Genomic DNA, 13,004 nt, shown 5'->3' with positions numbered 1-13,004 from the left:
GGGATCTCGTCTGCGGATTTCAAACGTCTCTTCGGCGAGGAGTTTGAAGAGGCGTTCCCGGGAGAAGCGGGCGTGCTCGTGGGCGAGGGGCTGGCCTCTCAAGAGGGCGGGAGGCTCGCCCTCACGCAGCGGGGGATCGAGATATCGAACAGGGTCTTCGAGAGGTTTATGGCCTGATCCGGCTTTCTGTTGCCTTTCGCCGCCCAAAATCTTAATATCCTCCGCATCGCCAAGACAGGGGGCCCAAACTCAGGTGAGACTTCAATTCCTCGGCGCAACCCAGACAGTCACCGGATCCAAATTCTGCCTCTCCGACGGCCATCACCTCTGGCTCATCGACTGCGGCCTCTATCAGGGCCTCAAGGAGCTGAGGCTTCGCAACTGGCAGCCTTTTCCGGTCGATCCGCACAAGATCGCATCCGTCATACTCACGCACGCTCACATCGATCATTCGGGCTATCTTCCGCTGATCGTGAAGAACGGCTTCTCAGGCCCCGTGCTCGCCTCCGAACCCACGGTCGATCTCTGCAAGATACTCCTCCCGGACGCGGGATATATACAGGAGGAAGACGCGAAGTTCGCAGCCAAGCACGGCTTCTCCAAGCACAGCGATCCGCTCCCGCTCTATACCTACGATGACGCGGTCAGGTGCCTTCCCCAGCTCAAGGCGGTCTCGGACAGGGAGTGGCACGCCCTCTCCGATAACGTGAGGATGATGCTCAGACCAGCGGGCCACATACTGGGCTCCAGGGTCATAAACGTCTCGGTCAAACAGCCGCATCATAAGTTCAACATAATGTTCGCGGGCGACATCGGCACGTACGACGCCCTGATCGCCGTGGACCCGGGTCCGGTCAAGTCCGTTAACTACCTGGTGCTCGAGTCGACGTACGGCGACAGGCTCCATACGGAGGAGGACATACTCGGGCGCTTCGAGCGCATCATAAAGAAGACGGTGAAGAGCGGCGGCAAGGTCATCATCCCGTCGTTCGCGGTCGGCCGCTCGCAGGAGGTGCTCTACATCCTCAAGAAACTCGAGGAAAAGGGGAGGCTCCCCGACGTCCCCATATTCTTGAACAGCCCGCTGGCGATCGACGCCACCGAGATCTACGTGCGCTACGGGAACGAGCACAACTTCTTCGTCAACGGCAACGAGCCGACCAAGGCATTCAGCCCATCCAGGCTGGTGCACGTGCATGACCCCGAGGAGTCCAAGCAGCTCAACAGCCTCAAGGAGCCTGCGATCATCATATCCTCGTCGGGCATGATGACCGGCGGCCGGATACTGCATCACCTCAAGGCGTATCTGCCGGACCATAACTCCACCCTGGTCATCACCGGTTTCCAGGCCGCGGGCACTCGCGGGAGGGCGATTCTTGACGGCGCAAAGGCGATCAAGATCCACGGCATGCCGGTGTCGATCAACGCCAAGGTCGAGTTCATCGACTCGCTCTCGGCCCACGGCGATTACAGCGACATCATGCGTTGGCTCAGGGGCTTCACCCAGCCGCCCAAAACGACCTTTTTGGTGCATGGCGAGCCCAAGGCCGCGGAGTCTCTCAAGGCCCGCATCGAGAGCGAGCTGGGCTGGGGCGTCGTGATACCCAAGTACCTTCAGAAATTCGACCTGTAACAAACCCTTGAAGTGCACGCCGCTTTTTCGTAGATGCTCCTGATTGCTCAACCATAGCGAGGTGGCAAGATGAGGCTGGCATCGATCTGTTTCCTCTGTCTGGCGATAAACGTTTCTTGCGCGGCCGCGTTTGCAGAGGAGGCTCAGCCTGCGCCTGCATTCGCTTCGGAACGCGACGAAAAGGGGCTCATTGAGGCCATCCGTGGCTCCGCGGATCATGGCCTGGACCCCTCCTGGTATCACATCGAGGAGATCGAACGCCTCGGTGCGGAGATAAAGTCGGTGTCAGGCGAAGACAGGGCGCGGATCGCGGCGGAGAGGGATGCTCTGATGTCGGACGCGTTTCTCAAACTGGCCTCGCACCTCGACGCAGGCGTGGAAAATCCGTATTTCTCCAACGCGAACCAGCGGAGGCCCGAGCCGGGGAGCGACTTGAAGGCGCTCCTTGCGCAGGCTGTCGAGCGGCACGACGTGAAGGGGACGCTGGAGGGCCTTGCGCCGCAGACGGCCGAATACCGCCAGCTCATGGCTGCGCTCAAGAAGACTCGGAAATGGGCTGCTGAAACCGTATGGCCAAAGGTCCCTGAAAAGGGCGCGCGGAAGATCGAGTCCGGCCAGCGCGACCCCAGGATCCCCGCGGTGCGGGCGAGGCTTGAGGCGGAGGGTTTCTTGAAGAGGCCCAGGATAAGCGGAGAGGCGAGCTTGAGCGGGGCTGTGCTTCAGGAGGACCTTTACGACGATGAGCTGGTGCAGGCGGTCCTGGGTTTTCAGGAGAAATACGGGCTGGGTGCCGACGGTGTGATCGGCAGATGGACCCTGGCTGCGATGAACGTGGAGCCCCCTTTCCGCCTCTGCCAGATAAAGGTGAACCTGGATCGCCTGCGGGCGCTCAAACACGTGATCACCACCGAGAGATACGCCATGGTCAATGTTCCGGATTTCTCGCTCACGATCTACGAGGGTGGGGCTCCGATCAAGCAGATGAAGGTGATCACGGGCATGCTGGATCGCAAATCTCCCCTCATGTCCGACAATATTCGCTTCATCGTCTTTTCCCCCAAGTGGCACGTCCCGCGCTCGATCGCGGTCAAGGACAAGCTCCCCAAGATCAAGAAGGATCCCTCCTACATCCGCAAGATGGGCATGAGGCTCTTCACGGTGGGCGAGACCGGCATGGAGGAGGTGGAGCCCGAGTCCATCGACTGGGAGAGCGTCGACTCGTCCAGCTTCTCATACCGACTCGTGCAGGAGGCGCGCGATGACAACGCCTTAGGCAGGGTCAAGTTCATGTTCCCCAACCGTCACGATGTCTATCTGCACGACACGCCTACGAAGTCGCTCTTCGATTCGGGCGTGCGCGTCTTCAGCTCCGGCTGCATCCGCATCTCCGACCCGATCTGGTTCGCCGAATACCTTCTCAAGGACAAGGACGGGTGGGGCAGGGAGCGGATAGATTCTGCGATGAAGCGCGGGAGCCCGATGGACGTCTCCCTCACCGAGCCGATGCCGATCCACATCCTCTACGTGACCGCGCGAGCGGATGCTAACGGGGACCCGATTTTCAGGCACGACGTCTACGGCTTTGACAGGGCGCTGTCGAAAAAACTCTGCGCAGACTGACGACGCATTTGCTTCGAGCACCCGGTTTTTTAAAAGGTCATATAACAATTGCTTGTTTCATCTCCTTCGACGTGATAAATAGGGGAAAAGTTTCAGTTAACTGCGATTTGAATCCCGTGGGGGAGAGCGATGGCACAAGCCAGCCGCCGTCTTCTTGCCAGGTCGTTGAAGGACATAACCGACGTAAATCCGGATGAATTGCGGGGCGATCGCCCGAAGCCGGTCCTGGTCCCTGTGCCGGAGTGTGCGCAGGAGGCGGAGGAGGCCCCCTCATCCTGTCAGGTTATCTGCGTGGCCAGCGGCAAGGGCGGCACGGGCAAGACCGTATTCACGACCAATCTTGCGGTGTCGCTGGTGCAGCAGGGACTGGACGTGCTCCTCTTCGATGCCGACTTGGGGCTAGCCAACGCGCATGTCTTGCTCGGCGTGAGCCCGCCCTACGATATCTCGCAGGTTGTCTCCGGCGAGCGCAGACTCGACGAGGTGGTCGTCGAATGCCACGCCGGCGTGAAGCTGATAAGCGGAGGCTCCGGATTTTCGGACCTGGCCGAGCTCAAGGACTGGCAGATCAGAAATATAGCGGATCAGCTCAAGGTCTACGAGGACCGGGCCGACGTCATACTCGTCGACCTCTCCGCGGGGATAAGCCCGCAGGTCATGCGCTTCATCAACACGGCGCACGACGTGATAGTCGTGACCACGCCGGACGTGACCGCGTTGCTCGACGCATACGCGACGATAAAGTCCATGGCCAGGGCCCGGGAGGGTTTCGAGGTCAAGCTCGTGATCAACCGCGCGAGGAACGAAGAGGAGGCCAGGGCCGCCTTTGAGAAGATAAGCGCGGTCGTGGCGCGGCACCTCTCCGGCGTAGCACTGAACCTCTTCGAATGGATCCCCTACAACTGGTACGTTCAGAATTCGGTCAACATGCGGCAGCCGGTGGTGCTCCTGCATCCGAAGAGCTTCGTCACCCGTACCTTCGCGGGTATGGCCGAACGCATCAAGACAGAGAATACGAAATGGAAGGAGAGGGTAGCGGCCGAGCGCGCGGCCAGGCCGGAGACAGGCGCCCTCTCGTTCGCCAGGAGGCTGGCCAGGTTGGTCTTTAAGTAGAAAGCGATGAAATTGATAAACATCAAAAAGATGTCGCCCGCTCAGGACAAGGCCTTCAGGATCTGCATGGCCGGTTCCGTCCTTTCATTCGACAGAGAGGACTCGATAGAGGCGCTGCAGGAGCAGATCGCGGCGATAGAGCCCGACTCCAAGACGCTCGGCAGGGCGCTGGCCGTGCCTCACCTCGGCCGGATAGACCTCGTCTGCGTCGACGGGGCGGGCAAGCTCATCACGGTGTGCGCTTGCGACGAGCTGTCGGCCGATGAGCTGGGACAATCGATAATGCGGGGCCGATGGGCCTCGGAGAACATGGATATCCTCCAGCATATCTACTCGCGCCGGTTCGCTGCCGAGGACGTGAGGGTATGGATAGTCGCGCGCAGCGTATCGCCCGCGGCATCCGCCCTGATATCCCGCATGGGCGCCGACGCCCCTGAGTTCTTCACGTGCGAGGCGCTGGAGTTGGGAGGCGAGGACTGGCTCGTGGTGCGCAGGCAGGGCAACCCTCGCGCACCCGCGGCTGCGGCGGCCGTTGATCCGAAGCCTTTGCCCAAGGCCGCATGGGAGCCGGTGGAGGAAAAGGGACCGGTCGGCATAAGGTCGGTGCTCACCAGGGAAGAGATCGACGACTTCTTTGCCCCGGCCGGCGGAGACGAAGAAGAGATAACCAACGGGGGTTCCGTTTTCAGGGACCTCTGATATCGGAGGGGTCATGTTTACGATATCCGTGGCAAACCAGAAGGGCGGATCGGGAAAGACCACGACCGCCGTGAACCTCGCCGCGTGCCTCGCCATGAAGGGCTGTCGCACTCTGCTGGTGGACCTCGATCCGCAGGCGCAGGCGTCGGCCTTCCTCCGCATAGAGGACCGCACTCCGAAGGGCACAGTCTTCGACGGGATACTCGAGACCCGCGCCGAGGGACTCAAGAGCGAGGACCTCTATGTCCCGATAACCCAGAAGCTCACGCTCATGCCGTCGGAGGGGATCAGCGCGGACGACGAGGGTAGGCTGATCGCTCAGCCGAACCGCGACGAGAGGCTTGCGAAGCTGCTTGCCGACGCAAAGGGCAAATATGACTTCGTGGTCATCGACTGTCCGCCCACGCTCGGCATCCTCACGCAGAACGCCCTGAAGGCGTCGAACGCCGTGCTGCTCACGGTGGAGACGAGCTTCCTCGCGCTGCACGGGATGAGCCGCATGCTCAAGCTCGTGCAGGAGATCCGCAACCACAAGGCGCTCAGGGTCTATGCGGTCGCCACAATGTTCGACGGCCGCACCTCGTTCTCCCGCGAGGTCCTGGACGACATGCGCCAGTACTTCCAGGAGATGATGCTGGACACCGTGATCCGCCAGAACGTGAGGCTCAAGGAGGCGGCGAGCCACGGCGAGCCGATATTCACCTATTCACGCGGCTCCCGCGGCGCCGAAGACTATCGCGCGATGACCGACGAGCTGCTCGGCAGGGTCATCACGGACATAGAGGACTTCAAGAGCCTCGCGCCTGAGACCGACATAGGCAACACTGATAACTAACCACTTTTTTAAGGAGGAGATAGGATATGGTTCTCGAGAGAGTGACTTCCAAGTTCATGCGCAGGAAAGTTTCCAATTGCGGCGAGATCCCGCTCAGGCGCAACGACGCGGCCGCCTTGAGAAAGGACCTGGACACCTGGCTGACGTGCAAGACCTGCTGGAACCACGATGAATGGCTGGGGCTGCTTTCGGACCTGCGCCAGAAGGGTTACAGCGACCTGATAGACACGCTCAAAGGACAGGAGCTCATCGGGTTGTACCTGGAGAACAACAAGAAGACCCCGACCTGCTGATACTTCGACTACGCTCAGTATTCCTCCGGCCTTATGCCCCATATCTTCTGGGAGTATTCGGCTATAGTGCGATCGCTGGAGAAGCGCCCCATCCTCGCGGTGGTGAGGATGGCGCGCTTTGCCCACTCCGACTTGTCTTTGTACAGGCGCGCGGCCTCCTCTTGCTTTGCCGCGTAATCGGCGAAATCGGCGAGGAGGAAGTATCGGTCCCCTTCGTGGATGAGGGAGTTCACTATCGGCTGGAATATGCCCGGTTCGCGCCAGCTGAAGTGGTCCTCGGCGAGCAGCTGTATCACCTGGCGCAGCCGCTCGTCCTTCTCTAGGAAACTCATCGGGTAGTAGCCTTCTCTCTTGAGCTTTTCGATCTCCTCCTCGGTGTTGCCGAATATGAAGAGGTTCTCGCGGCCCACCGCCTCCGCCATTTCTATGTTGGCTCCGTCCATGGTCCCGATCGTCAGCGCTCCGTTGAGCGCGAGCTTCATGTTTCCCGTCCCCGAGGCCTCGGTGCCGGCGGTGGATATCTGTTCCGAGAGATCGGCGGCCGGGATGATCTTCTCCGCGAGCGACACTGAATAGTTCTCGAGGAACACGACTTTGAGGATGTCCTTGGTGGCCGGGTCCTCGTTTATCGTGGATGCTACTGAGTTGATCAGTTTTATGATGAGCTTCGCCATCCGGTAGCCCGGCGCCGCCTTCCCGGCGAATATGACCGTCCGCGGCGTGAATTCCGCGTTCGGGTTCTGCTTCACCTGGTTGAAGAGCGCGATGACGTACATGACGTTGAGCAACTGGCGCTTGTACTCGTGGAACCTCTTTATCTGCACGTCGAACATGGAGTTCACGTCCACGTCGAGGCCGTGGCGCTCCTTTATGTATTGGGCCAGCGAATTCTTGTTCGACCATTTGGCGCTCATCCACGCCTCGACGAACTCCTCGTCGTCCGTGAACTTTTCGAGCTTCTTGAGCTCGCCCAGGTCGGTCGCCCAGCCTTCACCTATCCTGGAGCATATGACCTCGGACAGGATCGGGTTGGCCTTCTGAAGCCAGCGCCGCTGGGTTATGCCGTTGGTGATGTTGATGAATTTGTTGGGATAGAACTCGTTGAAGTCGGGGAATATCCGCTCTTTCAGTATCCTGGTGTGCAGCTCGGCGACCCCGTTGACCGCATAGCTCCCGACGATTGCGAGATTCGCCATCCTCACCTTCTGTTCAGGCCCCTCCTCGATGATCGACATCTTGCGCAGCTTGTCGACGTCGCCGGGGTATGCCTTGCGGATCTCCTCGAGGAAGCGCTGGTTGATGTCGAAGATGATGTCCATGTGCCTGGGCAGCAGCGACTGGAGCATGGGCACCGGCCACTTCTCCAGCGCCTCGGCCATGACGGTGTGGTTGGTGTAGGCGAAGGTCCTGCGGGTGAGATCCCACGCCAGCTCCCAGGGCATGCGCTCGTCGTCCAGCATTATCCTCATCAGCTCCGCTATGGCGATCGACGGATGGGTGTCGTTGAGCTGGATGGCGATCTTCTCCGGGAAATCGGAGAGGTCCTTGTGCTGGCGCTTGTGTATGCGGACGATGTCCTGCAGGGTGGCCGAGGCGAAAAAGTACTGCTGCTTGAGTCTCAGCACCTTGCCCGAGTAGTTCTCGTCGTTCGGATAGAGGAACTTAGAGATCGCCTCCTGGCTGCTCTTGCGGCGCACCGCCTGGAGATAGTCGCCCGTCTGGAAGAGCGTGAAGTCCACGTCCTGCGTGGACTTGGCCTGCCAGAGTCTTAAGTTGTTGACCACGTTGTTGGCATAGCCCGGTATCGGTATGTCGTAGGCCACCGCCATCACGTCGTCGGTGTCCACCCAGGAGCAGATCGTCTCGCCGGAGCGGAGGTGCGCCTTCTGCACGTTGCCGCCGAATCGTATCCTGTAGGTGAGCTCCGGGCGGATGACCTCCCATGGGTTGCGGTATGAGAGCCAGTTGTCCGGCACCTCTACCTGGTAGCCGTTCTCGATCTTCTGGTCGAAGATGCCGTACTCGTACCTCAGGCCGTAGCCGTAGGCCGGGAGCCTCTCGGTCGCGATCGAGTCGAGGAAACAGGCGGCGAGCCTTCCCAGGCCTCCGTTGCCAAGCCCCATGTCGTGCTCGATCTCGCGGATCTCGTCGAGCTTGTAGCCCAGCTCGTCGAGTATCTCGGCGCATTCCTCGTAATAGCGCATGTTGTTTAGCGCGTTGCCCAGGAGCCTGCCCATGAGATACTCGAGCGAGAGGTAATAGACGCGCTTGGCGTCGTGCTCGCGATAGTGGCGCTGCGTGCGGAGCCAGCGGCGGATCAGCCTGTCGCGGATGGCCATGGCCAGCGCGTTGTAGGCGTCCTCTTTCGTGACCGTGGACTTGTCCTTCACGAGAGAGAGCTCGATGTGCTCGGCGAACTGGTTTGCGAGCGAGTAGGTGTCGGCGGTCTTGTGGTCGGTGAAGAAAACCGAATAATCTTTTTTGTCCATGGCGAAAAAGGTTACCTCATAAGATGAAAGCTGTCATCACCTAGCTTGGGTCCATTCCCCTATGCCGTATATGCCGCCGTACTTGGTCTTTATGTAGTCCAGGAAGTGTCTCTGGTTGAGAGACTCTCCGGTGGCGCGCTCTATCAGGGCGGCCGGGGAGAAGCGCCTCCCGTGGCGATGGATGCGCGTCCTCAGCCATTCCAGCACGGGCGAGAGCTTGCCGCGTGCGATCATGGCCTCCGCGCAGGGGACCTCGCGCCTGATAGCGGCCCACAGCTGGGCCGCGGCAAGGTTGCCTATGAGGTAGGTGGGGAAGTAGCCGATGAGTCCCTGCGACCAGTGCGTGTCCTGCAGCACGCCCTCCGCGTCGTTTCGAGGCTTGATGCCGAGGAGCTCCTTCATCCCCTCGTTCCAGAGGCCGGGGAGGTCGCGGACTTTGATCTTTCCGACCAGCAGACCCTTCTCCAGCTTGTAGCGCAGCGCGATGTGGAGGTTGTAGGTCACCTCATCCGCCTCGACCCTGATGGGCGTGGACTTCACTCGGCCGAGCGCCCTGTAGAGATCCCTTGCGGATACGCCGGAGAGCTGCGAAGGGAAACGCTTCTTGAGCATGGGGTGGATGAGCCGGACGAATGGGAGCCCGCGGCCTATCAGGTTCTCCCATAGTCTGGACTGGGATTCGTGGATGCCGTGGGATACGCCCTCGGCCAGCGGAGTGCCGAAGCTCTTCTCGGGCAGCCCCTGCTCGTATAGCGCGTGCCCTGACTCGTGTATCACGCCGTAGAGCGCCTGGGGGAGCCAGCGCTCGTCGAAGCGCGTGGTGATGCGCACGTCGGTGGGCGCGATGCCGCAGCAGAACGGGTGCGCCGAGCGGTCGAGCCTCGCCGCGTCCATATCGAGGCCCATGAGTTTGATCACCTCTCGACAGATCGCCTCCTGGTCGGCCTCCGGGTAGCGCCGTCTGAGGAGAGAGGTGTCCGGTCGCTCCTTGGAGCCGATCAGCCTCTTCGCTATCGGGGCCAGCCCCCTTTGGAGCGCTGCGATCACCGGGTCGAGCTGTCTCACCGTCATGCCGGGTTCGTAATGATCGAGCAGGGCGTCGTACGGATGTTCCTCGTAGCCGATGTGCTCCGCCTCTTTGCGTGTGAGCCTCATGATCTTCTCGAGCCACGGCGCGAAGACCTTGAAATCAGAGGTCTTGCGCGCCCGTATCCATGCCTCGTGCGCCAGCGTGGTCACCCTGGCGATCTCCTGGACGAGCTCGGTCGGCACCTTGACCGCGCGCATGTAGTCGCGCAGCCACTCGCGAACGCAGACCTTCTCCGCCTCCGACATGTCTTTGGGATTCTTCGAGAGCGACTTGAGCGCCCTGCCGATCGCAGGATCCACGATTTTCTCGTGTATCACGCCTGCGAGCGCGGCCGACTGCTCGGCCCGTGAGCCCGCGGCCTTGGGCGGCATCATGGTCTCCTGGTCCCAGCCCACGAGGCCCGCCGCCGAGCCGATCGCCGAGGTCTCCCTCATGTGTTGCTCAACTTCGCGATAGGCTTTGTTCATATTACGGCCTTGCCTTTATTATATGTATCTCCACGCGGCGGTTCTTGGCGCGGTTTGCCGCGCTGTCGTTGGGCACGATGGGCTTCGTTCTCCCGTAGCCGACGGTCCTCATGCGTTTCGCGTCGATCCCGTTCTTGAGAAAATAGTCGTACACCACGCGCGCGCGCTTCTCGGAGAGCTGCTGATTATAGCTGTCCGAGCCGACTATATCGCAGTGGCCCTCTATCGAGATGTCCAGCGACTTGCTCTGCTTGATGAGCGCAACGTCCTGGTCCAGGACCTTCTTGCCCTCCGGCTTTATCAGGGCCTTGTTGAAGTCGAAGAGCACGCCGTCGAGCGTCGTGACCTTCACGGTCTTGCCGCAGTCCTTGCAGCGGGCCGAGCAGCCGGCGATGACGATCACGGCGATCGCCGCCAGGGTGAGCGTTTGAGACAGATGGCGTATCCTCATAATGTAAGTCCTCCTATGCATTACTAGCTAGAGCCTGGCGGCCGTCAAATCAAGGGCAAAAATCCTCTTAAAATGGCTTGCTTTCAGCCCATGCCTGATGCATTTCGCACGGACATGGAGGGACTATGAAGGCTCGAAAGACAATAATATTTCTGATCCTGGCCGCGGCCGTGGCAGGGCCTGGCCAGGCGTCCATAAAATCGGAGGGGGATATGGCTGTGAAGGGTCAGCTTGCGAAATTCGCGCCGGCCAAGATAGAGGTCGACAAGGGGCTGCTGGACTCAAGGCAGAGGGCCCTGGTGGGTGAGCTCGTGAATGCCTCGCGCTACATGGACGAGATATTCTTGAGGCAGGTGTATTCTAAAAATCCGAAGATCCGCGAGAAACTCGCTTCAGAGAGAAGCTCTGCGCCGGACACGTACGAATACTTCGAGATCAACTTCGGGCCGTTCGACAGGCTCACTCACGACAAGCCCTTTGTGGAGGGCGTTGGCAAAAAACCGGCGGGCGCGAACTTGTATCCCGAGGACATGACAAAGGCGGAGTTTCAGCGCTGGATCGAGAAAAATCCCTCTGACCGCGAAGCGTTTGAGAGCAACTTCACTGCCATCAGGCGCAAGGGAAAGTTCCTCGCCGCGATCCCTTATTCCGAGGAGTATCGGGAATGGCTCGTGCCTGCTGCCGAGAGTCTCAAGAAAGCGGCGAAGCTTGCCTCGAACAGCTCTCTCAAACGCTATCTCTCAAACCGCGCGGAGGCATTTCTCTCCAACGATTATTTCCAGAGCGACGTGGACTGGGTGCGCATGAAAGGGCATGACATCGAGGTGGCGATCGGACCCTATGAAGTCTATGAGGACAACCTCATGGGATACAAGGCCGCGTTCGAGTCCTTTGTCACGCGCGTGGATCCGAAGGAGAGTGCCAGGCTCGCCAAGGTCGTGGATTATCTGGCCGAGCTGGAGGCCAATCTCCCGATCCCCGAGGAGCACAAGGGCAGGGGCCGGAGCCTCACCTCGCCCATAGTCGTGGCGCAGCTCATTTTTTCTGCCGGCGACACCAAGTCGGGCGTGCAGACGCTGGCCTTCAACCTGCCCAACGACGAGCGCGTGAGAAAACAGGAGGGCTCCAAGAAGGTGATGCTCAAGAACGTGCAGCGCGCCAAGTTCGAGAAGATACTTGCGCCGATCGCAGCGCGCGTGATGTCCAAAGATGATGCGAGGGGCGTGGACTTCGAGGCCTTCTTCGCGCACACGCTTCTGCACGAGGTATCGCACGGCGTCGGCCCCGGAGAGATAAAAAAAGGCGACTCTGACACTACGGTGAATAAGGAACTCAGCGACCTCTACTCGCTCATCGAGGAGTGCAAGGCAGACACGCTCGGCGTGTACAATGCGATCTATCTCACGGGCAAGGGGCTCTATCCGAAGAACTTTCTGGATTCGGTGTGGCCCACGTATCTTGCCGGACTCTTTCGCTCCATGCGCTTTGGGATCAGCGAGGCGCACGGCGGCGCCAACGCCATGCAGTTCAACTATCTCATGTCAAAGGCTGCGATCGCATACGACAAAAAGACCGGACTCTTTTCCATCGACCGCGCAAAGATCGGACCCGCGATCCGCGACCTTGCCCGCGATCTTCTCATGATCGAGGCGACCGGCGATTACGCGGGGGCGAAGAAGTTCGTGGAGAGATGGAAGAAGATGGGCCCTGAGATCAAGTCCGCAATCGCAAAACTCTCGGATGTGCCAGTCGATATAAGGCCAGTGTACGCGTACAAATAATTGCGCAAGACGGGATAATCGGTGACCGACCGAAAGCAGCTTCAGCAGCGGGGGGCAGAGCTCCTTCCCGCCCGGCGCATGCCCTAGAATTCGTCGGGCTATGAAACTCAAAAAAGTACTGGGCGTCGCATAAATACTATAGTAGATCCGTGCCAAACCTGCTTCCGTACGACTCGTTAGATGACAGGTTCGAAAAGACTCCTCTGACTTTATGTTTCAGCTTACAAAACAAGAACTTACAAATCTAAAGTCACAATTTGTGACTTTTAATCCGTGGTGGCTCAGGCGCGCTGCACCCTATGCCTTCATCGAGCAAGGGGTTGCGCGATTCAGGATCGTCTTCGCTGCGATCAAGTCGCTACTCATGCCCGAGGCAAAGGCGCGAAAGAAAGTTGGCTTCCTGCTCACACCTTCAGGGAAATAATGGGCCCGCCCGGTTCATGCCCTAGAACTCGTCGGACTAAAACTCAAAAAAAGTGCTGGGCGTCGCATAATTTTTGAGGTAGTTCGGCTGGGCATGCCCCAGTTTGTTA

Annotated in this window: 11 protein-coding genes; 8 read left to right on the top strand and 3 right to left on the bottom strand. The window is 59.8% G+C overall.

Annotation, left to right across the window (positions count from 1 at the left end; all coding sequences use genetic code 11):
• The first annotated feature begins 253 nt into the window (after positions 1-253).
• From WC683_11345 to WC683_11320, 6 genes are all read left to right on the top strand, one after another.
• Complete coding sequence (locus tag WC683_11345; GenBank protein ID MFA4973201.1) at positions 254-1,633, top strand: MBL fold metallo-hydrolase; 1,380 nt, start codon at positions 254-256, stop codon at positions 1,631-1,633.
• Between the two features lie 69 nt (positions 1,634-1,702).
• Positions 1,703-3,253, top strand: a complete 1,551-nt coding sequence (locus WC683_11340) for a L,D-transpeptidase family protein (protein ID MFA4973200.1) — start codon at positions 1,703-1,705, stop codon at positions 3,251-3,253.
• Positions 3,254-3,382: 129 nt separating this feature from the next.
• Positions 3,383-4,366, top strand: a complete 984-nt coding sequence (locus WC683_11335) for a P-loop NTPase (GenBank protein MFA4973199.1) — start codon at positions 3,383-3,385, stop codon at positions 4,364-4,366.
• A gap of 6 nt (positions 4,367-4,372) precedes the next feature.
• Positions 4,373-5,065 carry a hypothetical protein gene (locus WC683_11330; protein ID MFA4973198.1) on the top strand — a complete coding sequence of 231 codons (693 nt, stop codon included), beginning with the start codon at positions 4,373-4,375 and terminating at the stop codon, positions 5,063-5,065.
• A 13-nt stretch (positions 5,066-5,078) separates the two neighbouring features.
• The gene (locus WC683_11325) at positions 5,079-5,900 is read left to right on the top strand and encodes a ParA family protein (GenBank protein ID MFA4973197.1); all 822 of its coding nucleotides are present in this window, start codon (positions 5,079-5,081) and stop codon (positions 5,898-5,900) included.
• A gap of 26 nt (positions 5,901-5,926) precedes the next feature.
• Complete coding sequence (locus tag WC683_11320; protein ID MFA4973196.1) at positions 5,927-6,193, top strand: hypothetical protein; 267 nt, start codon at positions 5,927-5,929, stop codon at positions 6,191-6,193.
• 14 nt (positions 6,194-6,207) lie between these two features.
• Here the strand turns inward: WC683_11320 and WC683_11315 are convergent, their stop codons facing one another.
• The 3 genes from WC683_11315 to WC683_11305 are packed head-to-tail and all read right to left on the bottom strand — an operon-like array spanning position 6,208 to position 10,690.
• On the bottom strand, positions 6,208-8,682 hold the full coding sequence (locus tag WC683_11315; GenBank protein MFA4973195.1) for a glycogen/starch/alpha-glucan phosphorylase: 2,475 nt from the start codon (positions 8,680-8,682) through the stop codon (positions 6,208-6,210).
• 36 nt (positions 8,683-8,718) lie between these two features.
• Positions 8,719-10,206, bottom strand: coding sequence for a carboxypeptidase M32 (locus WC683_11310; GenBank protein MFA4973194.1), 1,488 nt, complete (start codon positions 10,204-10,206; stop codon positions 8,719-8,721).
• Between the two features lie 34 nt (positions 10,207-10,240).
• Entirely contained in the window at positions 10,241-10,690 is a 450-nt protein-coding gene (locus tag WC683_11305; protein ID MFA4973193.1) for an OmpA family protein, read from the bottom strand.
• A gap of 125 nt (positions 10,691-10,815) precedes the next feature.
• On the opposite strand from WC683_11305, the gene WC683_11300 reads away from it, so the two are divergent.
• Positions 10,816-12,471, top strand: a complete 1,656-nt coding sequence (locus tag WC683_11300; protein ID MFA4973192.1) for a peptidase — start codon at positions 10,816-10,818, stop codon at positions 12,469-12,471.
• Positions 12,472-12,682: 211 nt separating this feature from the next.
• Positions 12,683-12,895 carry an ORF6N domain-containing protein gene (locus WC683_11295; protein MFA4973191.1) on the top strand — a complete coding sequence of 71 codons (213 nt, stop codon included), beginning with the start codon at positions 12,683-12,685 and terminating at the stop codon, positions 12,893-12,895.
• The last annotated feature ends 109 nt before the right edge of the window (positions 12,896-13,004 follow it).

Source organism: bacterium (assembly GCA_041648665.1).
Lineage (GTDB): Bacteria > UBA10199 > UBA10199 > 2-02-FULL-44-16 > JAAZCA01 > JAFGMW01.
This window is presented reverse-complemented; position numbering and strand designations above follow the sequence as displayed.